Genomic DNA, 24238 nt, shown 5'->3' with positions numbered 1-24238 from the left:
TAGGAAATCAAAATTTATCTGTTAGTTGTAACCAGATATAGGGAAATTAAAAACAATGAATAAGTAAGTGTAAGGAAAAATCAATATAATTTTGTAAAGAAGTGAGAAAGTGTATAACTCTCACCAGTTATGGATTCTAGCATATGGCTTTTGCTGAGTCTTTACAAAAAATATTTATTTCTATCTACTTGTATATCTTTAATTAAGATGGCTGCAATCTTTATTAAGTATGGGAGATAATATGTCAAAATTGGCGGATATATAACTGTGTTTGTCGCAATTTAAATATCTAAAAACTATGCGCTATCCACAGCCAATCAAAAAGAGCAAAATTTATATTTCGATTCTTGTTATAGTTGCTTTAGGCACTTCATCATTCACTTTCATACTGCTTTACAGTTCCCAGTTTGCAAGAACCAGTTCAACCTCTGCTGCCAGCCATCCAACATCAATTCCTTGGATCGAGAGTAAATTAGAATGCGAACATACGAATAGAAGTTGGCATGATGGTAAATGTTGGGATAACGAACATAGTGAGATGTTTTAGGTAGAAGGGATGAAGTTTTAAAATCTTGCTTAAACTACACTTTCTAAGTCAAGTTTCAGGTTCCATCACAGATGTTTGTGAGTGTTGCGATCGCATCCAATTGGCTGGAACTTCAATATCTTCAGGTAAGACAGTTGTGCGATCGCCTACTGCAAATTGAATCTGCTGCGATCGCAAATTTTTGGCTCCTGTCAGGTTTGCCCCTTGCAATTTAACATTATCAAGAGTTGTGCTAAAGAAGTTGGCTCCCATCAGATTTGTACCGCACAGATTAGCTTCGTGAAAAATAGCTTGTTGCAGATTGGCTCCCATTAGATTTGCTCCCAATAAATCAGCTTCCCTTAAGCTAGCTTTACCCAAGTTTGCAAAAAATATCTCTGTCTGTTGGAGTTTGGCAGCATTCAAGTTTGCCTGTTGCAAATCAGTGCCGTTGAGGTTGGCACCTTTAAGGTTAGCACCAATCAGTCCGGTCATCTGTAGTTTCGCTTTACCAAGTTTTGCTCCTTGTAAGTTAGCAAGAAATAACTTTGCTTTGGACAGATCGGCAACTTTTAGGTTTGCTCCTTGCAAATTAGCTTTGTAGAAATTTGCTCTCCTTAGGTTAGCCGCACGCAAACTTGCCCCAGATAAATCAGCAGAACGCAAGTTCGCCTCAGATAAGTTGGCTCGATTTAAGTTTGCTCCAATAAGTTTGGCTGCTTGTAGATTGCACGATCGCAAGTTAGCTTCGTAGAGAATTGTCCCGCAGAGTTTGGCATTCTCAAGATTAGACTCAAACAAGTCACATCCTTGCAATTGCGCTCTTGTCAAGTCAACTCCACGCAAATCTAAGCGTTGTAGTTTAGCATTCGTTAGATCTGCTTGTCTGATAGCCGTATTCCGTAAATCTAGTTTCTGATTTTCTCGATCTCGTTCTACATTACGTCTACCAATCACAGTCATTGCTGCTTGTATATCAGTAGAAATCTTTGGCATTTTTGCTAGTTCTTCTCTAATACCAGCTTTTTCTCGCACAAACGCAGAGATAATTTCCATGATTGTCCAATATTCTTGTGGAGAATCTTGAGCAACCTTTTCTAAGATATAAATTGCCCCTGTTCGTGTTGCTACATCCTCATGCCCTAACTGAGTAATTGCTCTCATCAAGCGCTCTGCAATTAATTGCTCTTGCGTTAGCTGTAGATTTTTTAGACTAATTTCATTATTTTTCTCAGTAGCGATCGCACTATTTTGAATTGCTTCTGCACGCTTTGCTGCATAGTAAGCATTAACCATAATCGCTAATCCTAGAAAAAATATCGCTGTTGTTGTTAATGCTTGATTTTTATTTGCTATTTTTTGTTCAGTTGACAGTTCCTCAACTTGTGCATCAGCCAAGGCGATCGCAGCCGATGACAGACTCAATAATATTGTTATTGCTATCAACCAACTTTTCAGTGCGTCTGTCTTTTTGGCAAGCATAACAACAGTATTCCTCATTACAAATAAGGAGTAGGGGAAGTATAAAGAGCAAGATTATAACATTTATCCGAAAATGCAATTATATATCAAAAAACACAATTGAGAATGTAAATATGATTGAAAATAACTGCTTAATAGATATTCGCATCCCTCAAATTTGTGCCAGCAAGATTTGCTCTATCAAGGTTTGCACCACAAAGATTAGCTAAAAACAGGTTCGCCTCTGTAAGGTTAGCGCCAGTAAGATTTGCTGCACGTAAGTTTGCTGCGTTCAAAATAGCTCTAGAGAGATTAGCACCACTTAGATTTGCCTCAGAAAGATTAGCTGCACCAAGAATTGATTCCTGCAAGTTCGCATCAACAAGATTAGCCCCAGATAGATTAGCTTGATAGAGATTTACGCCCTGTAAATTGGCGTTGTGAAGATTTACTCCCCGGATGTCTGTGTAGCTTAAATCAAGTTGCTGACTTTCTGGATCTTTTGTGGCATCTCTCCTACCAATCACACTCAAAGCAGCTTGAATATCTGCGCTAATTTTTGATAATGGCTCGCTCTCTATTTTTACTTTAGAAAGAAAACTGGTATTATTTCGTACAAAAATAGAGAGATTATTGATAATTTCCCAGTGGTACTGTGGATAATTCTGAGCAATGCGCTCTAAAGTATCAATAGCAGCCAAGCTGATTTCTATGTCTTGATTACCTAAATTTTGTATTGCTATCACCAATTGTTCTTTAACTAACTTCGGCGAATATGTTTGTTTACTGACCCAATTAACAAGTTTACAAGAGAATAATTTCTCTAACAAAACCTTATCTCCACTAGCTCAATTTTTGTAGATTTTGATAAGTATTAATAGCTATTGCTAGTATGTCCAAAAATAATTATATAGTATTTTTTAATACTATATTAGTATAGAAGATTATATCATATACAAATACTTTTTATTTAGAAAATTAGGTATATTTGGCGACACAAAAATAAAAAGGAACTGAGAGCACATAAGCTAGAGCTAGAAGTTAGAATATTATGAATTGTGATTTTTATCTTAACAGCATCAAAGATAAACAAATCAATGGTAGTAGCTCGGTTAAAAGTATTTGCCAAATATTGATATGCAGCAAAATTTACAGCCTATTATTAAAGATTTAGTGCTGATTGGTGGTGGTCATACTCATGCAATAGTGCTGCGAATGTTTGGTATGAAACCTTTACCGGGAGTGCGAATAACTTTAATTACTGAAAGCTATGATACACCTTACTCTGGGATGTTACCAGGACATATTGCTGGATTCTATAACCATGATCAATGCCACATTGACTTGCAACCTTTAGCAAGATTTGCTCAAGCACAGTTGTATATAGATCGAGTAGTAGGTTTAGATTTAGAAAATAAAAAAGTAATTTGTGCTCATCGTCCGGCAGTAGCTTTCGATTTATTGTCAATTGATATTGGTAGCACTCCAGCAACGATATCTGTACCAGGAGCAGCAGAATATGCAATTCCGGCAAAACCAGTATCGCAATTATTGAAACACTGGTATCAAATTGTAGAAAATTTTGCGCACAAACCGCAAGAATCGCTAACTCTTGCGATTGTGGGTGGAGGTGCTGGTGGTGTGGAATTAGCACTATCGATGCAGGCTCATTTAGAGATAGAAAAAAGGACGCGGGGATTGACTGATGAAAGCTTGATGCCCAATTTAACAATTCATTTGTTTCAGCGAAATGCTGAGTTAATGCCCAATTATCATCACTCAGTGCAGTATTTGGTTCACCAACTTTTGACTAAACGCGGTATTCAAGTGCATTTAGGGGAAAGTGTGTGTAAAGTCGAACCGAATAAAGTTATATGTGAATCTGGGTTGACAGTGGAATGCAATCATATTTTCTGGGTGACAGCAGCATCTGCACCCCTATGGTTAAAAGCGGCGGGATTGGCAACTGATGAGCAAGGCTTTATTTTAGTCAACGATAGATTACAATCTTTGTCTCATCCACACGTGTTTGCTGCCGGGGATATTGCCACAATAGTAAATTATCCACGTCCGAAAGCAGGAGTATTTGCTGTTCGGCAAGGTAAACCTTTGTTTGAGAACTTAAGGCGAATTTTATTAGGAAAACCCCTCAAACCATACAAACCACAGAAACAATATTTAAGTTTAATTGGTACAGGTGATGGACGAGCGATCGCAACACGCGGTTCTTTTACCTTGCCTCCTCACAAACTTCTATGGCACTGGAAAGACTGGATTGATCGCCGCTTTATGAAACGCTTCAGTAATTTACCCGAAATGGGAGAACCGAAAGACAAAGTAAAATTCCCCCCCTCTCCCTATCCTCCTCTCTCACACTCCTCTTCAGTGATGCGCTGTGCTGGGTGTGGTTCTAAAGTCGGTAGTACAGTTCTAGAGAAAGTTCTCTACCGAATTAAGCAAGAACAACCGATTAGAGAAGAAAGACAGGATATTGTCATTGGTTTGGATACACCAGATGACGCTGCGGTAATGCAAGTGCCAGCTAATAAATTAATGGTGCAGACGGTAGATTATTTTCGCACTTTGATTAACGATCCCTATATTTTTGGACAAATTAGTGCTAATCATTGCTTGAGCGATATTTTTGCAATGGGGGCAACTCCCCAAAGTGCTTTAGCGATCGCTACCATTCCCTATGCTGCACCCGCCAAAGTTGAAGAAACACTTTACCAATTACTATCTGGTGCAGTAAAAGTGCTAAATCAAACACAAGCACCCTTGATTGGCGGACACACAACCGAAGGAGCAGAACTGGGTTTCGGCTTAACTTGCAATGGTTTGGCTTATCCTGACAAACTGTTGCGTAAAGGCGGAATGCAACCAGGACAAGTGTTAATTTTAACTAAAGCATTGGGAACAGGGACGTTATTTGCTGCTGATATGCACCGTCAAGCCAAAGGGTGCTGGATTGATGCTGCCGTGGAGTCGATGTTGTTGTCAAATCAAGTAGCAGCTACGTGTTTAATGAAATATGGAGCCACTGCTTGTACTGATGTTACAGGCTTTGGCTTGCTCGGACACTTAATGGAAATGGTGCAAGCTTCTGGTGTGGCTGTGGAGTTGCAATTGGAAACCATTCCAGTTTTACCAGGCGCACGAAAAACTTTACAAAAAGGAATTTTTAGCTCAATACATCCAGAAAATTTACGTGCCTCCCGTTACATTGCCAACTTCGAGCAGTGGGAAGATCACCCCAATTATCCTTTACTATTCGATCCGCAAACCTCTGGTGGTTTATTAGCCTCCATTCCTGTAGAACAAGCTAATAGCTGTGTGGCTGAACTGAAAGCCTTGGGGTATGAATCGAGTGGTGCGATCGCGCTCATTAAAAAGCACGTTGCAGGTACACAGCCCATTACTCTGATTCACCATTCCTCTGTTAGGCAAGATCTATAAGCCTGCTATGCTAAGTGACCTCTGTTATTTAATACGTATAATTTACTATGATAAATTTTACTTGATTTTTACAGACTAGCCATTTTTGTGATTATTAATATACAATATTACTCAGTAAAATTTACAATTATTGCTAAATATTTCCCAACTTAAAGCGAGAAAATTTAATATATAAGCAACATTAGATACTTAAGTAATATAGAAACTTTACTTAAGTTATTTACAGGTGTATTTCTATAAAAAATCTGTGATATTGCAATCACCTGTAATCGATGCATTTGAAATGGCTGTAATTACTTACATGAATACATAAATCATTATGAGAAACAAAATAGTTGCTCTTACTATTGGATTGACCGTGCTGCTATCAGCTAATCGCAGCATGGCTTTGGATGGAGGATTAATTACTCTTTATGATGGTGCATCAGGTGTCACACCCAATCAATATAACGCACCATCAAATTGGCTAATTTTTGGCTCTCCAAATGGGGGTACCCAAAGTTTCAACAGTGGTGTAACAAATTTGAACACCAGTGCGAGTAACAATAATGCTATATATGGTGGTTACAGCAACTATAATGTTGCAGTAACTCCAAGTGCTACGTCTCCGTTTTTTAATATCACTCCTACTACCCTCGTTAACTCATCATTTCCCTCGCTAAATCGAGATGCTGGTTACAAGCTCAGTTTTACTATGAGGATTAATTCCCAAGTAGATAATCAAGATCCAAGTCATCCTCGTGCCGGCTTCAGCGTCATTGTTCTCAGTAGTGATAACCAAGGGATAGAAATAGGTTTTAGAACTAGTGATATTTTCTCTCAGGCTAATGCAAATTTTAATGCTATTGGTGAACAAGTAAATAACGTTTCTAGTCTGCTATCAAACTTAAGTACTTATGATTTGAATGTTTCTGGTAACTCCTATACGCTCAGTAGTGGGGCTACTACTCTCTTGAGTGGTTCGCTACGTAACTATACTACAGCTACCGGATTTGGAAGTGATGTTTATAGAACTTCTAACTTTATTTTTCTCGGAGATGATACTACATCTGCACGAGCTAACATCGACCTGCGGGCTGTAAGTCTTACCACTAACGCTACTGCTGTACCCTTCGATTTTTCCACCACTCCTGGTACTGTAGCCTTAGTTTTAGGGGGTGCTGTAAAACTTTTGCTGAGAAAGAAGAAGTCATGAAAGCATCGGTTTTTTTGAGTGCACACCTATCAAGCTGATGTTTTTTGCAATCGGCAGTGCTGATTCAAAACTAATGCGATCGCTTGTGCAAGGATAGCTGGAGCAAAGCTAGATAAACTACCTTTTGTGTACAGTAAAACTACGTAAAATTAAGCAAAGAATAATTTTTTCTTAAACTTCCAATGAGATTGATGAAGTCAGGAGAAACAACCAGAGTTTCTAATTTGACTTCTACTGACTTGGAGGCATCAATGGCAGATTTGTTCTTCTCAGAATATATCGAGGGAAGCAGTAACAACAAAGCGTTAGAAATTTACAATGGCACGGGTGCTGATATCGACTTGAGTGTCGAGGGCTACATTGTACAAATTTATTTCAACGGCAACACGTCTGCTGGTCTAACAATCAACCTCACTGGTACAGTAGCAAATGGCGATGTGTTTGTGCTTGCCCAAAGTAATGCCAATGCAACTATTCTTGCACAGGCAGATCAGACGAATGGGTCGGGATGGTTCAATGGTGATGATGCGATCGTGCTGCGCAAAGGTGGTGCAAATGGCACAATAGTTGATTCGATTGGTCAAATTGGTTTTGATCCTGGGACTGAGTGGGGAAGCGGGCTTACCAGTACAGCAGACAATACCCTACGCCGTAAAAGTATTACCGCAAGTGGCGATACCAATCCCTTTGATGTCTTCGATCCAAGTGTAGAATGGGAAGGTTACCCTACCGACACATTTGACGACTTAGGAAAATATCCAACTAGTGGTGGTGAAACACCTGCACTGAGTTTAAGCGTTTCTCCTACTAGTTTCTTGGAAGCAGCAGGAATTAATGCTGCTATTGGTACAGTTACCCGCACAGGAAGCACAGTCAATGCACTCACTGTCACACTAGTTAGCAGTGACACTAGTGAAGCAACTGTTCCCACAACAGTGGAAATTCCAGCAGGGGAATCATCAGTAACATTTGATATTGCTGCTGTTGATGATGCGATCGCTGATGATTCTCAAATTGTTGCTCTCACCGCTTCTGCAAATGGCTTTACCAACGCTACAGCAAACATCACGGTGACAGACGACGATATCACCGCCGGGACTATCCGGATTCGTGATATTCAAGGTGCCAGCCATGTTTCACCTCTGGTTGGTCAAAATGTTTCCAGTGTTCCCGGTATTGTCACGGCACTACGTTCTAATGGACAATTTTTAACACCGACCTACTTACCAAAGCCTTTTCATGTCTGGTGTATCTATATAATTCTGCTGTGGTGTTTTTTCTGGTTCTACAGGTAAACCTAATTGAATACAAAAGTAGTGATCGTACTTGGCTTGTGTCCAGTTATTAGCTGCTTGAATTTGCTCAACACTGAGGTCTTTAGTACCTCGCAAATCGGCGTTTTTGAGGTTAGCACGGGTGAGATTAGCATGGATGAGGTATGCATTTTTCAGATCTGCCCCCTCTAAGAGAGCATCACTGAGGTTTGCACCTTCTAATTGAGCACCTTGTAATTTAGCATCTGTAAGATTAGCTATTTCTAACTGCACACCGTTGAGGAGCGCAAATACTAAAACCGCTGCTTGTAAATCAGCACCAACTAAGTTAGCACCTCCAAGATCTGTATTACTTAAATTGGCACGAGTTAAGTTAGCACCTTCTAATTGGGCACTGTTGAGGTTAGCAAATTTGAGATTAGCTTCTTTAAGTTTGGCACGAGTTAAGTTAGCACCTTCTAATTGGGCATCAGTGAGATTTGCTTGCTTGAGGTTAGCATAGATGAGATTGGCGTTACTGAGATTAGCAACACTAAGATCCGCACCAGCTAAGTCAATTTCATGTAAGTCAGCACCAGGTAAATCTAAAGCTTTTAAAGACACACCATACTGAGTTAAATCTTCCAATGCTTTGATTCTGGCGTAGCTAGTTGATACATTTGCCGCAGCCGCGTTATCAATTACTTGCCATGCTTGATAAATTGTGTTGCGTCTGCGCTCCCTACTTTCCAATAAATATAAGCTGGCTGCTGCTAAGATACTAAAAGCTTCAATTTTATCTAGTGCAATTACTGATAATGCTTGTTTGTAAAAACACTGTAAGAATGAATATTCAGATTGACAAACAGGCTGTTGCTTATTCCACTGTTCTATGTGACTGAATGTCAGCATTAACAAATAAGCAATCAGGATGGACATTAACACACGAAACCAGACTACATCCAGCAAATCTCGAACTTTTTGCCGTAATTTAGTCATGAACCAAGTAAATCTTCCCACATTAATTCACCCCCTTGTGAGCATACCAACAGCCTTACCGAGTTTGGAAACTAGCTGTTGATAAAAAGAGCCGGAATTTTCTAACTTAGAAGCACAGTTTCAGTATTTAAGTTTTGGAGAATATCAGTGTATCAGTAACAGGTGTCTGTATATCCATATTATTAGTGCCTGACACCGAATCTCTATTATGGGAAATTGATGAGGATGACTGGGAATCGGCCCATCTTCAACAAAAATCGGTTGTATGTGCATCCTATAGTTGTGGTGAACTGCATATTTTTTTACAACACAATTGGTTTAAAGAGTCTTATTTATTACTTATCAAATTCTTATTTCTTTGCTGTACTATTAACCCATTCACCAAAAAAATTAATAGAACAAAATTTTTCTGCACATATCATCTTCGGTAGGATTTTCAGTGCGATCGCGCCCGGTGCCATCATCACACCCATCAATGAAAGCTGGACAGCCGATGTAGAAAAAAAGCGATCGCTGCAAGTCACATTCCGATGAAGTGGGCAGGAACTCCTGATGAAATGAAGGCTGATTTTCTGGCTTCAGATGAAGTTACCTACATCACTGGACAAACCTTATTTATAGAAACTTTCGAGAAGTATGGTCAGCATAGGTGCATTCATTAAGCCATTCATCTCACACAGAATGCTAATTTCTACAAGCTAAAAGAATCAATATTGTTGGAGAAACTGTTATGAAAACAGAAATAATTGATGAAGTCAGACAAAATTCAGGTTGGTTTATTGCGCTAGGAATTTTCATGATTTTACTGGGTATTGCTGCGATCGTCGAACCGTTCATTGCCACGATCGCTGTTGCGCGCGTCCTTTCTTGGGTTTTTCTGTTTGCGGGTATCATCCGAACGATTCATGCTGTTCAATCGCGTCGACAACGGGGTTTCTGGGCAAAGCTACTCATCGGAATCCTCTACATTATTACCGGGATTTTGTTACTGAGTAACGTCTTAGGGGCTACTCTTAGCCTTACCATCGCTTTTGGATGGGTTATTTTAGCTCAAGGTATCTTTGAGGTGATTGCCGCATTCCAAGCACGTCCAGAACCAAACTGGGGTTGGATGTTGTTCAGTGGTATCATCGCGATTATTTTGGGGATTTTGATTTTGTATCAGTGGCCTTTCAATGCTGTTTGGTTACTGGGTGTATTCACGGGAGTTAGTTTTCTCTTTTCGGGTGCTTGGATGATTGCGATTCCTTGGGCAATTAGTCACCGTCTCTCCAGAATTTGATAGTTTCGCCTGTTTTGAAAATTGGGGCTAGGAGCTAGAGGCTAGGGACTAGGGAAAAGAGATTTTCACCGATTCTTTGTGTAATCAAACCACATGGGTGTCTAACTTGAAAATAAGGAACGGGGTTAGGAGAAAGAAATATTTTCATCCCTTCGTTGTGGGTCATTTACTCGTGAGGGCATAGATTGAATTCTGAAAATCAAATACTTAGATGGCGGGAGGTAGCTATGAACGCAGAACAGCAGCGGCTTGAAGAAAACCGTACTGGCAAAGTCGATTGGTACAAATGGGGGCCATATCTGAGCGAACGCCAGTGGGGTACTGTGCGTGAAGATTACAGTTCTGATGGGAATGCCTGGAATTATTTCCCTCACGATCATGCGCGATCGCGCGCGTATCGCTGGGGCGAAGACGGATTGGGTGGGATCACCGACAACCATAACCTGCTCTGCTTTGCGTTGGCGCTATGGAACGGCAATGATCCTATCCTCAAAGAGCGGTTGTTTGGGTTGACTAACGGCGAAGGTAACCACGGCGAAGATGTCAAAGAGTACTACTTTTACATCGATAGCACGCCCACCCATTCTTACATGAAGTATCTCTACAAATACCCCCAAGCAGAGTTTCCTTACAATGATTTAATTAGCACCAATCGCCGTCGCAACCGTTACGAACTAGAATACGAACTGCTAGATACAGGTATCTTTGACGACGATCGCTACTTTGATGTGTTTGTGGAATACGCCAAAGCAGATGCCGAAGATATTTTGATTAAAATCAGCATTGCCAACCGGGGATCTGAAGCGGCTCCCATTCATTTGCTACCGACTTTGTGGTTCCGTAACACTTGGTCTTGGGCAGGCGGTGGAGCCAAGCCTGTACTAACTAAGGTTGAGGGCACGGTTAACAGTGTGGTGCACGCTCACATTACCGATACCTTGCTGAATCAATATATTAGCGATTATTACTTTTACTGCGAGGGCGCGGCTCCGCTGCTGTTTACGGAGAATGAAACGAACAATCAGCGGCTATTCGGTATGCCCAATACTAGCCTCTATGCGAAAGATGGTATCAACAATTACATTGTGTATGGACAGCAGGATGCAGTTAATCCCCACAAGGTTGGCACAAAAGTTTCACCCCATTACGAAATGAATATTGGGGCACAACAGACAAAGGTCATCCGCTTGCGCCTCTCAAAACACGCTCCAGATCGGGTTGGGGAGCCGTTTGGTTCCTACTTCGAGCAAACATTTGTGACTCGTCACAAGGAAGCAGATGAGTTCTATGAGAGTGTGACTCCAGTATCGGTTTTAGCAGATAGCGATCGCACTAACGTCATGCGGCAAGCACTGGCTGGAATGATGTGGACGAAACAATACTTCTACTACGATCTGGATAAATGGCTGAGGGAACGCAATGTTACCCCTTGGACGCTGGCAGCCAACCGGAAGCACGTGCGGAACAGCGAGTGGTTCCATATGCATAACGACGATATTGTTTCCATGCCGGACAAGTGGGAATATCCCTGGTATGCTGCTTGGGATCTGGCATTCCACGTCATTCCTATCAGCTTGATCGATCCGGACTTTGCCAAAAATCAACTGATGCTGATGCTGCTGGAAGATTACTTGCACCCCAACGGTCAAATTCCTGCCTATGAGTGGAACTTTAGCGATGTGAATCCGCCAGTACACGCCTGGGCAACGTGGGAAATTTATATTCGCGATCGCGAACGGAACAATGGGGTGGGGGATATCGAATTTCTCAAATACGCCTTTTCCAAATTACTAATTAACTTTACCTGGTGGGTAAACCGCAAAGACGAGGGCGGTGACAACTTGTTTCAAGGTGGATTCCTGGGACTAGACAACATTGGAGTGTTTGATCGCAGTTCACCATTACCTACAGGCGGTTACCTCGATCAAGCAGACGGCACTGCTTGGATGGTTTTTTTCAGTCAGCAAATGTTCGAGATCGCGATTGAACTGGCACTCCACGATCCTCTTTACGAAGACTTTGCAATCAAGTTTTTGGAACACACCATGTGGATCGCTGGTGCTATGGATAGGATTGGTGAACATCATGATGAACTCTGGGACGAAGAAGACGGCTTTTTCTACGATGTGCTGCGCTTTCCCGATGGCAACTCTACTCGCCTCAAAGTGCGATCGCTGGTAGGCTTATTGTCGCTGATGGCAGTTGTCGTTTTCCCAAGTGAAGCCTTTGCAAAGCTGCCGCGCTTTCGAGCAGAAGCACAAAAGTTCATTATGCAGCACCCCGAACTCACTCATAATATCCATCTACCTAGTCAGCCTGGTGAACGAAATCGATTGATGCTGTCTATCTTAAACGAAGACAAACTGCGCCGTGTTCTTTCCAGAATGCTCGATGAATCAGAGTTCCTCAGCGATTATGGAATTCGTTCTCTTTCCCGCTATCACTTGGAGCATCCTTACTGCTTTTATCACGCGGCAGAGGAGTACAAAGTAGGATACGTTCCCGGTGATTCTACTTCAGGTATGTTTGGCGGCAATTCTAACTGGCGCGGCCCAATCTGGATGCCTGTCAATCTCTTGCTGCTGCGAGCATTGTTTCATTTCTATAGCTACTATGGCGATTCCTTTACCGTTGAATACCCCACAGGATCTGGTAACTACCTATCGCTGTTTGATGTCGCCCAGCAAATCAGCGAGCGAATTGTCAGCATTTTTCTCAAGGATAAATCCGATCGCCGTCCGGTTTATGGCGGTACCGAGAAGTTCCAAACAGATCCCCACTGGCGCGATCTAGTTTTGTTCTACGAATATTTCCACGGAGATAACGGCGCAGGAATTGGTGCCAGTCATCAAACGGGATGGACAGGCTGCGTTGCCCGGATTATACACGCTTTAGGCTACTTTACCAAAGAAAAAGTGTTGGAGATCACAACGCCTGGAGAACTTTCAAGGTATCAGGCTTAAATATAATGCAGTCCCGATGAAACAAGTTTCATCGCCAAAGATGAAAGAGGTTTTTCTCCTAAACTCTTATACCCCACACCCTACCCCCTATTTTTGGTCAATAACAAAATTGAAGGTTCCGAGCCATGCTAACACCAAACTATCCCGTGTTATACCAGGTCAATACCCGTGTTTGGATACAATTGTTGTCTAAACAATTGCACCGTCCGGCAACTCTGGATGATATTCCCGACACAACCCTAGATGAAATCGCCAGTTTGGGATTTGATTGGGTTTATTTCCTGGGGGTTTGGCAAATAGGGGATGCGGGGCGAAGTATTTCTCTATCGAATCCAGAGTGGCTAGAGGAACATCGAAAATTGTTAATTGACTTGTGCGATGACGATGTGTGCGGCTCCTGTTTCGCCATTAAAAATTACACTGTCAGCGATCGCATGGGTGGCAACACCGCGATGGAGCGACTGCGTGATCGCCTCCACCAGCGCGGACTCAAACTGATGTTGGATTTCGTTCCCAACCACATGGCTCCCGATCATACCTGGGTGCAGACTCACCCCGATTTTTTTGTCCAGGGAACCGAAGCGTTGCTGGCACAAGAACCTCAAAACTATTGCCGGGTGCCCCTGTCCTCTGGTGAAGCCATCTTTGCCTACGGACGCGATCCGTACTTTGCAGGTTGGCCTGATACACTCCAACTCAACTATGGCAACCCTTTGCTACAAGCAGCAATGCTAGGCGAATTGTTGACAATTGCTCAGTTGTGTGATGGCGTGCGATGTGATATGGCGATGCTGATTTTGCCAGAGATATTCCAGCGCACCTGGGGCATTCCAGCAGAACCCTTTTGGCAAATTGCCATCCCCAAAGTACGGCAGTATCATCTCGGCTTCGTCTTCATGGCTGAAGTATATTGGGATTTGGAATGGACTCTGCAACAACAAGGTTTTGACTACACCTACGACAAACGCCTCTACGATCGCCTGCGCGAACAACACGCCCAACCCGTGCGCGAACATTTTTGGGCAGACTCAGACTATCAAAACAAGTCAGCTCGATTCTTGGAAAATCACGATGAACCTCGTGCTGCCAACACCTTTCCACCCGATGTGCATCGCGCTGCTGCCATCCTTACCTTTCTCAGCCCAGGTTTGCGCTTCCTGCACCAGGGACAACTAGACGGCTTCAAATGCAAGATTTCTGTACATCTCCAACGAGGACCTGACGAACTCATGGACGAAGAATTGCACACCTTCTACCGCAAACTGCTGGCCTGTCTGCGGCTGCCAATTTTACGAGTAGGCTCTTGGCGATTACTTCACTGCACCCCCGCCTGGGATGGTAACTGGACATGGAATAACTTTATCAGTTTTACTTGGGAAGATTCCGAAGGACAACGGTTGCTGGTAATTGTGAATTACGCACCCTATCAGAGCCAGTGTTATGTTACCCTGCTTGACGACGATTTAGCAGGCAAACTCTATCAACTCAAGGATTTGATGAATCCCATTGTTTATGAGCGCCCTGGCGACAGCCTAGTTTCTGGTCTCTATTTTGATCTGCTGCCATGGGGCTACCACGTGTTTGACGTGCAACCTGTGGGTTTGACTGCACACCCCCTAGAAAGTTTGGTAACAGCCTGATGAGTTAATCAGTTCAAAATGTACTTACTGCTCGTTCTCGGTTGGGTGAGTGCCCCGTGTTAATTTTTACCATCCCGCTCTAACAATTGCTGAATCTCTGTCCGTAAGGCGGCAATTTCATCATGAAGCGCTGTAATAGATTTTGCCCCTGCTACCTCCGCTTCGTCATCGTCTGCATCCCGACCAATAAAAAACGTGGCTAAAGTTGCTGTTACATAGCCAAAGACAGCAAAGGCATACAAGGACAGAAGAAAGCACAACACCCTACCTTCTGGTGTTTTCGGCCAGTATTCCGAACCCATGGTTGTCATCAGCATCGCCGTCCACCACAGAGCGGTGCCGTAATTATTCAAGCCAGAACCATCGGGCAGCTGATTTTCAAATGCATACATCCCCGCAGATCCAACTAGCGTCACAATGATCGTTAAAACTACCACATAGCCAAACCCGCGACGGTTAAAACTAGCACTTAGTGCCCGCATCCCTCTATTGGTACTTGTCATTACCCGCAGCAATCGCAATCCTTGCACTGCTCTGACTGTTTGTAGCGTCCGCAGCACCTTAACTATACGGAAAATACGTAAAGCAGGTAGAAACAAAGAAACAACAGTTATCCAATTACGTTTGAGATAAGAAAGCTTGCGGGGTGATAATGTTAGTTCCAACAAAAAATCAAGAATAAAAATTATCCAAATCGTGTTGCTAAACACTTCCAGTAAAGGATTTAGTCCCCAGATTAACTCCATCACAAATAGTGCCAGCCATACAAAGGCAAGCACTAACATTGGAATTTCCAGCCATTCTTCTAGTTGCTGGAGGATTTCATGACGCTCTTTTTCTAAAGCTTGTTTGTGAGATGGAATGAGGCTACTCATAGTTACTTGCTTGCGGGCGGCTCAAGTACGATCGCATCTACCAGAGGTATAACATCAAAGTTTTGTTGCTGGAGACGGTTTTGAATAGCCTGGGTAAGGCGAGAGCGAATTTCCTCAGCAGAGATACTCACACCCTGGCGACGTTGGACGTAAACTGTAGTCAGTAAAGTATTTTGCCCTGGGATTTGAGAACGGGTAAAGCGAGCATTTGTCTCAACCAAATTAACTAAAGGGTTTTGACTGACTACCTCTTGAATTTGGGCATCAGCTCGTTGAGCAAGGGTAGAGCGCTGTAAATCTGGAGGACTGTTAAATTGCCAAGTTAGCAAGAGTGCTAACCCTAACAAAGTCAATCCTAATGTGACAGGAAACAACCAGCCTTTGCCGCGTGTATAGCGTACTCCCCGTGCAGACAAGCCAAAAAACCGAAACAACAATCCAGCTGTCAAATTAATTCCTACCAGTTGCAGCAGCAGCAGGAATAAACCACTAATTACTAAATCCCATCGACCGATCGCACTACCCATACCGACAATACCCGCTGGAGGAGCCAAAGAAGCAGCCACAAGCATACCAGTAGCTGCACCAGATACCAAGCTACTGCGCTCAGATTGTACTAAATTCAGCGCCCCCGCTGCTCCGGCGGCTAGGGGTAATAACACTGCCACAGAGGAAATTTGACTGCGCTCAATCATTAAGCTAGTGGCAATCTTTTGCTGTAAAATTAAGCTGAGGATACCTGCGACTAAAATTGTCACTGTCAGTGCTGCAAAATAACGCACAATACTACGCCACAGTAGTTGGCGATCGCCTCTAGCTGTCGCAATTGCCAAATTCATTGCCGGGCCTGCAAATGGGGCAATTAGCATTGCTGCCGTTAGTAGGTAAATGGTATCAGTGTACAAACCAATCCAGACGACAAAACCCGCCATTGCTGCATATCCGAGAAAGCCCCGCCAAGAGCCAACACTCTGCAAACCACTTAGAAATATCTCAATTGGGCTGCGCTCTTCTACATTTGTGACTTGCTGCGGAGCTTCTGAGGCTGGAGGGTGCAGAGGCATAACGCCAGTAGGTAACAACGTGAAGTTTACTTGCGGTAGTTCTTCTAGTTTTGCCACCAGCTTTTCTACTTGGCGATTGGAAACGTAAGCCAGCACTACGTCAATTGGTTCATCGTTGTTTGTTGCCTCAAATTTAGCCAGATTTGCCCCGTTGAGAGACTTAGCAATATCAAGAACTTTTTTTCCTTCTCCTTGGGGAACTTGAATAATTAATTGCCGCATATTACCCTCCTGTCGGTAACCATCTCGTATTGCAGGAGAGTTGCGTCTCTAGCTAGAGGTAGATTTGACGATGCTATTGTTGCAATCTAAGCACCAAAAGAATTGAACTTATAGTGTTGGAAACAGAGCGGCGATCGCTACAATCAAACTTCTTTTGTTGAGTATTATGGTGTGTTACTTGTCGATTTTGGTAATAACTGAATATTATTGAATTCTATCAAAGTACTAGTCTGCTGACCTTTTTGAAAGTCGCGAATCACCTGACGCTTTAGTAGATAATAATCACCAATTTGCTGGTAGGTATCTTCAGATTCTTGTTCTCCCAACACTTCTTTAGTTTGAGGCTGTCGAAAGATAGTTCTGTAACGGGTTGCCAGATAGCCTTTCGGGGTAACTAAGGAATCCAATAAATTAACGGTAACGGATGTATCTCCTAAAGTACGATTAACTTGAGTAATCTGTTTTTTAGACACCTTGTAATGAGCGTCTGTTGACTCTCCTTTTTCAAAAATCTCTACAACGCCTGTATTATCTGTTTTACCCAGTTCATAAGTATGGTTTTTGTGTGCCACCTCAAAAGGAATCCGACGACGGTGAATTGCAACCATACGTAATTGCCCTTCAACTGCCTGACGTGCTTGTTCAGAATTAATACCAGTCACTTCCACACTTAAGTCTGGTTTAACACGAATGGAACCGTTGTGCTCTTCATTGCCTTGTTTGATTTTTACTCCAGCCGTATAACCGGGAAATTTCTCATCCCAGGTGTAGCGATTTAGATAGGCAGCCCGAAATATTTCGCGAGCTGAAACAGTTGGAGCTTGGGTTGAGGTGTTTTTATCGGCGAGGAGGCGAATACTTCTGGGTGGCAGATTTTGAGCGATCGCTTCTTGGGTTAGTTGGGTTAGCGCCAACAGAGTCAGAACTAAACTCAAAGCACACCACTGAGTAAGTTGTTTTTGTGATTGTTTCATCTCTCAAACTCCGAACAACTGCTAAAAGTAATTTCGCTTGATCGTACCTTGTCCTCATACGTCTAATTCGTATATCTAATTGCGATCGCGTTTCTCTTAATTTTAATTACATAGTTTTACATTCCGTTAAACATTTAGTTTACACCCAAAATATAAGTCAACAATTAGTGATATTCCCCAAGCACTACAGAGGCAGAGCTTGATAATTAACATAGGAACTAACTACTTGACTGTCTATTAACCTCACACCAATCAAAATATAAAAATGAGTATTATTATTGCCGATTACAACCTCATTGAAGTTATATATGAGGGTACGACTACCTGTGTTTATCGTGGTTTGAGGAAGTCAGATCAAACATCAGTAATCATTAAAACATTGAAAGCCGAGTATCCCACCATAGAACAGCTTGCTCAATTAAGACATGAATATAAAATACTTCAATCATTGGAGATAGAAGGAATTGTCAAACCCCTAGCTTTAGAAAGCTATCAAAATGGTCTGGCATTAATTTTGTCAGATTTTGACGCAGAGTCTTTGAAAACTTTTATCACTAATCAAAAATTAGAATTAAGGCAATTTTTGCAAATTGCTATTCAATTGTCTAAAACACTTGATCAACTACATAAAAATAATATTATTCATAAAGATATTAAGCCTCATAATATTTTAATCGCTCCGCAAACAGGTGAAGTCAAAATTATAGATTTTAGTATTTCATCGTGTCTATCCAGGGAAAATTTAACTGTCAGCAATCCAAATTTACTTGAAGGCACCCTTGCCTATATGTCACCAGAGCAAACTGGAAGGATGAACCGCTCGATTGACTATCGAACTGACTTTTATTCTCTAGGTGTCACCTTTTATGAAATGTTAACGGGGCAGTTACCTTTTCAAACTACTGATCCCTTAGAATTAACTCACTGCCATATTGCAAAAATACCTGTATCACCTCAAGAACTCAATCCAGAGATTCCTCAAGCAGTTTCTGCTATTGTAATGAAATTATTAGCTAAGACTGCTGAGGAAAGATATCAAAGTGCTTTAGGAATAAAAGCTGATTTAGAAGTATGTCTCAAAAAACTGCAAGCAACGGAGAAAATTGAAGATTTTATTGTTGGGCAGTTAGATTTATACAGTCAATTTCTGATCCCACAAAAACTTTATGGCCGCGAGCAAGAAGTTGCAACTTTAATGGATGCCTTTGAGCGAGTTAGCCTTGGTGCAACTGAAATAATGTTAGTGAGTGGTTATTCAGGAATTGGTAAATCCTCCTTAGTGAATGAAGTACATAAACCCATAGTACGCCAACGAGGATATTTTATTTCTGGTAAGTTTGACCAATTCAAGCGCAATATTCCTTATGCATCTTTAATTCAAGCTTTCCAAGAATTAATCCGGCAGTTATTAACAGAAAGTTATGAAAAAATAGCAATTTGGAAAGCAAAAATTTTAGAAGCTCTTGGTGCTAACGGTCAGATTATTATTGATGTTATTCCCGAAGTCAAATTGATTATTGGGCATCAGCCAGTTGTTCCTCAATTGGGACTAACCGAATCCCAAAACCGATTTAATCGGGTGTTTAAACAATTCATTCATGTATTTTGTCAAAAAGAACATCCATTGGTAATATTTTTAGATGACTTACAGTGGACAGACTCTGCTTCTTTAAAGTTCATCCCACTGCTACTAAATGACCCAATTAGCCAATATTTATTATTAATTGGAGCCTATAGAGATAATGAGGTTAATGCAACACATCCATTGAGAATAACTTTAGAAGAAATTCAAAAGACTGGTGTGGTTATTAACAATATTGTCCTCCAACCTTTGCAATTTTCTGATGTCAATAAATTAGTTAGTGATACTCTCCGTAATAATCATAAAAATTCACAACCACTAGCTGAGTTAGTGTTTACAAAAACTCAGGGCAATCCTTTCTTCTTAACTCAACTACTCAAATCTCTTTATCAAGACAACCTGTTAACATTTAATTTTAGTAAAGGGTGCTGGCAGTGGGATACTGAACTTCTTCAAGATATTGATATCACTGATAATGTCATTGAATTGATGGTAAATCAAATTCAAAAGCTAGCACCAACAACACAGAATGTTTTAAAATTAGCTGCTTGTATCGGGGATAAATTTACCTTAGATGTTCTGAGTATTGTTAATCAAAAATCTTTGTCAGAAACAGCAAAAAATTTGTGGGAATCTCTACAGACGGGGTTAGTTATGCCCTTAAGTCAGTCTTACAAAATTCCTCTGGTGATTACTAGTCAGCAAAGCGATATACTGTCAACCGAGCAAGAACAAATAACCATTGCCTACAAGTTTTTACATGACCGAGTACAGCAAGCAGCTTATTCTCTGATCGTAGATTCACAAAAAAAAGAAACTCATCTCAAAATTGGTAAATTACTACTACAAAATACCACGTTTGAAGAACGACAAGAAAAGATTTTTGCTTTAGTTAACCAATTGAATTATGGTGTTGACTTACTTTCTTCTGAGTCAGAAAAGTATGAACTGGCTGAACTGAATCTCATTGCAGCCAAGAAAGCGAATAAAGCAACAGCGTATGAGTCTGCCATGCGCTATATAAAGCTTGGTTTGAGGTTATTGGCAGTAAACAGTTGGCAGAATAGGTACGAGTTAACCTTGGCACTGTATGAGTCAGCAGTAGAAACCGCGTACCTGATCGGCGATTTTGAGCAGATGGAGAACTGGGCTACGGTTGTCTTGCAACAGGCAAAAACCCCAATTGACAAAATGAAAGTCTATGAGGTGAAAATTCAAGCCTGCATGGCGCAAGTCAGACAACTCGACGCGATCGCAATTGGATTGCAAGCGCTGGCACAGCTGGGGGTGAGGTTCCCAGAGTCGCCTAGTGCCTCAGATATCCAGCAAACACTAAACCAAACAGCTGCAAATTTGGCTGGGAAGAATATAGAAGGCTTAATTGATCTCCCATTAATGACACAGGAAGATAAATTGGCAGCCATACGGATGCTAACGAGTATGGGTTCTCCTACCTATCAAGCTGCACCTGTGCTGTTTCCGTTAGTTATATGCGAACAGGTAAATTTATCTGTCAAATATGGAAATTCTCCTTTCTCAGCTTATGGTTATGTTTGTTACGGCGTGATTTTAAACGGGATAGTTCAAGATATTGAATCGGCTTATAAATTTGGCAAGTTGGCTTTAAGTATAGTGGAACGGTTCAACGCCTTAGAATTGAAGACAAGTGTATGTTTTGTTGCAGGGGCATGTACAATTCACAGCAAAGTTCATGCTAAAGAAACTTTACCACTTTTACAGGATGGTTACTCTTATGGAATAGAAAACGGACATTTTGAATATGGTGGCTATGCCGCCATGCAAAAATGCCAATATTCTTATTACATAGGTCAGGAACTGACAAAACTTGAAAAAGAAATGGCAACAATTAGTAATGCCCTGGCTCAACTCAAGCAAGAAAACGCCTTGATTTGGAATCAGATATTTCAACAGTCAGTTCTAAACTTACTGCAACCTTCTGAAAATGGCTGCTGTTTACTCGGTGAAGTATACAACGAAGAGAAATCTTTACCGCTGCTAAAGGAAGCTAATGACAGAACTGGGCTTCACTACTTTTATTTAAATAAATTAATTCTTTGTTATCTATTTGGAGAGTACGATCGCGCATCAGAAAATGGAGTTCAAGCAGAACAGTATTTAGATGGGGTGAAAGCATTTTTTGCGGTACCAGTATTCCATTTCTACGATTCTCTAGCACAACTTGCAATCTATCCATCAGCGTCACTTTCACTTTCACAACAAGAATATCTCTTCAGTAGAGTCATTAGTAATCAGGAAAAAATGCAAATTTGGGCTTCCCATGCCCCAATGAATTTTCAGCATAAATATGACTTGGTAGAGGCAGAAAAAGCACGGATTTTAGGACAAGCTGATCGCGCGATCGCACTTTACGATCAAGCCATTGCTGGGGCTAGGGAGCAAGGATACATTCAGGAAGAAGCACTTGCAAATGAACTGGCAGCAAAGTTTTATTTTGAGCGTGGTAGAGAAAAAGTAGCTCAGACTTATTTAACTGATGCTTACTACGGATATATTCGCTGGGGAGCAACAGCAAAAGTTAGATATTTGGAAGCAAAATATCCTCAAATTTTCTCTCGCATCTGGGAGCGAAAAACTCAAGGCTCAGAGATGAATCTAACAATCGGCTCTACAACTACAGATATTCCTGTAGTTTTTGATTTAGCCGCAGTAATGAAAGCCTCACAAGCTCTTTCTGGTGAAATTGTTTTAGAAAAGTTGCTGACTAAATTAATGCAAATTGTGATGGAAAATGCTGGTGCTGAAATAGGATTTCTAATCTTAGAAAAGGCAGATATATTACTTATAGAAGCATCAGCAAGTGTCCGGCAAAATGAAATAAAAGTGCAAGAATCAATACCTGTAGATTCAAGTCAGCAGCTACCAATAGCTGTTCTCAATTACGTGCGCCGTACTCATGAGAATGTTGTATTGAATGATGCCACTCATGAAGGGGTATTTACAACAGATAGTTATATTCTTAACCACAAGCCAAAATCTATTTTATGCACGCCCATTGTTAATCAAGGTAAGTTGATTGGCATTCTTTATTTAGAAAATAAATTGACTGCTGGAGCTTTTACGCCAGAAAGATTGGAAGTTTTGCAACTTTTATCCTCGCAAGCAGCAATATCAATTGAAAATGCCCGTCTTTATAACGATTTGGAGGAATATAATCGGACGCTAGAAGCAAAAGTACAACAGCGCACCCTAGAGTTGCAAGATAAGAATTTACAACTACAACAAGAAATTCGCGATCGCCAACGAGCAGAAGAAGCTGCCGCAGCCGCTAATCGTGCTAAAAGCGAATTCCTGGCTAACATGAGTCATGAACTTCGTACCCCACTCAATGGTATTTTGGGCTATGCTCAAATCCTTCAAAAAGACAAAAATTTAACAGAACGGCAAAAGAACGGAGTAAATATTATTTATCAATGTGGTGAGCACTTACTCACACTTATTAACGATATTTTAGACATTTCTAAAATTGAAGCTCGGAAAATGGAACTTTATCCAAAAGAGTTCCATTTTTCGGAGTTTCTGGAGAGCATAATTGAAATTTGTCGCATCAATGCCGAAAAAAAAGGAGTTTCTTTAGTTTACAAAGCGCTATCTCCACTACCAAGAATAATTCGAGCCGATGAAAAACGATTGCGCCAAGTTTTGATTAATTTACTTAGCAATGCAGTCAAATTTACAGAAAAAGGTAGTATAACTTTCAAAGTGGATGTCATTTTTCAACAGTTGAGTGATTCTACACAAAGGACAAATATCCATAAAATTCGATTTCAAGTAGAAGATACAGGAATTGGCATTGCACCCGAACAATTAGAAGAGATTTTTTTGCCATTTCAGCAGGTGGGTGAGGATATTCGTAAGACTGAAGGCACAGGATTGGGATTGGCAATTAGCCGTCAATTAGTTCAAATAATGGGTGGCGAACTGAAGGTGGAAAGTACTTTGGGTAAAGGGAGCGTTTTTTGGCTGGATTTAGATTTACCAGAAATTGTACAAAATACTGATATAAAGAGCATTGATGAAAATAAGATTATTAGTTTTGTTGGTTCTAAACGTAAAGTTTTAGTAGTAGACGATAAATGGGCAAATCGCTCTATTTTGGTCAATATACTACAGCCTTTAGGGTTTGATGTTATAGAAGCAACAGACGGCTTAGATTGTCTAAAAAAAGTGCTTGAATTTAAGCCTGATGTGATTTTTATGGATTTGGTAATGGGTGGAATGGATGGATTTGAAGCCACTCGCCGTCTCAGAAAGTTACCAGAACTAAAAGAAGTGGTAGTGATTGCCGTCTCAGCAAGCGTTTTTGATTTTGATCAAACGCAGAGTCGAGAAGTCGGTTGTGATGATTTTCTCGCTAAACCGATTCGGGTAGGAGATTTGTTAGAAAAATTACGGGTTCACTTGGGGTTGGAATGGATTTATGAAGAACAAAACCAAGCCAGAATGATAAAAAATGAAAATAATAATCTAATTCATTCTGTTGATTTGACGCCTCAGACTCTGATTGTAGCTCCACCAGCCCAAGAGCTTCAGATTTTGCTAGATTTAGCAATGAGAGGTGACTTGAGGGGCATTGCCCAACAAGCTGCAAAATTAGAGGAATTGAATGAAAAATTGATTCCTTTTGCTACTCATTTGCGTCAACTTGCTAAAGCTTTTAAAGGGAAACAAATTTTAGAGTTTCTCAAAAAATTTTAATGAGGTTTT

General features: G+C 41.2%; 13 protein-coding genes and 1 pseudogene. 8 read left to right on the top strand and 6 right to left on the bottom strand.

Annotation, left to right across the window (positions count from 1 at the left end):
* Positions 1-595: 595 nt before the first annotated feature.
* Both UYC_RS0128125 and UYC_RS0128120 read right to left on the bottom strand, forming a co-directional pair.
* A complete protein-coding gene (locus tag UYC_RS0128125) occupies positions 596-2008 on the bottom strand; it encodes a pentapeptide repeat-containing protein (RefSeq protein WP_016878239.1) in 1413 nt (470 codons plus the stop codon).
* Positions 2009-2139: 131 nt separating this feature from the next.
* On the bottom strand, positions 2140-2817 hold the full coding sequence (locus UYC_RS0128120; protein ID WP_016878240.1) for a pentapeptide repeat-containing protein: 678 nt from the start codon (positions 2815-2817) through the stop codon (positions 2140-2142).
* A 307-nt stretch (positions 2818-3124) separates the two neighbouring features.
* On the opposite strand from UYC_RS0128120, the gene selD reads away from it, so the two are divergent.
* The 3 genes from selD to UYC_RS0128105 all read left to right on the top strand — a co-directional run bounded on the left by selD (position 3125) and on the right by UYC_RS0128105 (position 7933).
* Complete coding sequence (gene selD / locus UYC_RS0128115) at positions 3125-5443, top strand: selenide, water dikinase SelD (protein WP_016878241.1); 2319 nt, start codon at positions 3125-3127, stop codon at positions 5441-5443.
* A 319-nt stretch (positions 5444-5762) separates the two neighbouring features.
* Positions 5763-6638, top strand: coding sequence for a choice-of-anchor Y domain-containing protein (locus UYC_RS0128110; RefSeq protein WP_016878242.1), 876 nt, complete (start codon positions 5763-5765; stop codon positions 6636-6638).
* 191 nt (positions 6639-6829) lie between these two features.
* Positions 6830-7933 carry a lamin tail domain-containing protein gene (locus tag UYC_RS0128105; RefSeq protein WP_016878243.1) on the top strand — a complete coding sequence of 368 codons (1104 nt, stop codon included), beginning with the start codon at positions 6830-6832 and terminating at the stop codon, positions 7931-7933.
* On the opposite strand, the gene UYC_RS0128100 is transcribed toward UYC_RS0128105, so the two are convergent.
* Positions 7862-8890 carry a pentapeptide repeat-containing protein gene (locus UYC_RS0128100; RefSeq protein WP_016878244.1) on the bottom strand — a complete coding sequence of 343 codons (1029 nt, stop codon included), beginning with the start codon at positions 8888-8890 and terminating at the stop codon, positions 7862-7864. The two genes, UYC_RS0128105 and UYC_RS0128100, sit on opposite strands and share 72 nt — an antisense overlap.
* A gap of 438 nt (positions 8891-9328) precedes the next feature.
* Between UYC_RS0128100 and UYC_RS39125 the strand changes: the two are divergent.
* From UYC_RS39125 to UYC_RS0128075, 4 genes and pseudogenes are all read left to right on the top strand, one after another.
* Positions 9329-9552: pseudogene (locus UYC_RS39125) on the top strand (SDR family oxidoreductase); the annotation flags it as partial.
* 68 nt (positions 9553-9620) lie between these two features.
* Positions 9621-10172, top strand: coding sequence for an HdeD family acid-resistance protein (locus UYC_RS0128085; protein ID WP_016878247.1), 552 nt, complete (start codon positions 9621-9623; stop codon positions 10170-10172).
* 227 nt (positions 10173-10399) lie between these two features.
* A complete protein-coding gene (locus UYC_RS0128080; RefSeq protein ID WP_016878248.1) occupies positions 10400-13135 on the top strand; it encodes an MGH1-like glycoside hydrolase domain-containing protein in 2736 nt (911 codons plus the stop codon).
* A 125-nt stretch (positions 13136-13260) separates the two neighbouring features.
* Complete coding sequence (locus UYC_RS0128075) at positions 13261-14775, top strand: alpha-amylase family glycosyl hydrolase (RefSeq protein WP_016878249.1); 1515 nt, start codon at positions 13261-13263, stop codon at positions 14773-14775.
* A 59-nt stretch (positions 14776-14834) separates the two neighbouring features.
* Here the strand turns inward: UYC_RS0128075 and UYC_RS0128070 are convergent, their stop codons facing one another.
* The 3 genes from UYC_RS0128070 to UYC_RS0128060 all read right to left on the bottom strand — a co-directional run bounded on the left by UYC_RS0128070 (position 14835) and on the right by UYC_RS0128060 (position 17910).
* Positions 14835-15650: an ion transporter gene (locus UYC_RS0128070; protein ID WP_016878250.1), complete on the bottom strand. Its 816-nt coding sequence runs from the start codon at positions 15648-15650 to the stop codon at positions 14835-14837.
* A gap of 2 nt (positions 15651-15652) precedes the next feature.
* Positions 15653-16936 (bottom strand): TIGR00341 family protein, encoded by a 1284-nt coding sequence (locus UYC_RS0128065; protein ID WP_016878251.1) that lies wholly within the window; start codon positions 16934-16936, stop codon positions 15653-15655.
* 164 nt (positions 16937-17100) lie between these two features.
* The gene (locus UYC_RS0128060; protein WP_016878252.1) at positions 17101-17910 is read right to left on the bottom strand and encodes a DUF3386 domain-containing protein; all 810 of its coding nucleotides are present in this window, start codon (positions 17908-17910) and stop codon (positions 17101-17103) included.
* A gap of 265 nt (positions 17911-18175) precedes the next feature.
* On the opposite strand from UYC_RS0128060, the gene UYC_RS0128055 reads away from it, so the two are divergent.
* Positions 18176-24229 (top strand): hybrid sensor histidine kinase/response regulator, encoded by a 6054-nt coding sequence (locus tag UYC_RS0128055; RefSeq protein ID WP_016878253.1) that lies wholly within the window; start codon positions 18176-18178, stop codon positions 24227-24229.
* The last annotated feature ends 9 nt before the right edge of the window (positions 24230-24238 follow it).

Origin of the sequence: Chlorogloeopsis fritschii PCC 6912 (assembly GCF_000317285.1) — a bacterium.
GTDB lineage: Bacteria > Cyanobacteriota > Cyanobacteriia > Cyanobacteriales > Nostocaceae > Chlorogloeopsis > Chlorogloeopsis fritschii.
This window is presented reverse-complemented; position numbering and strand designations above follow the sequence as displayed.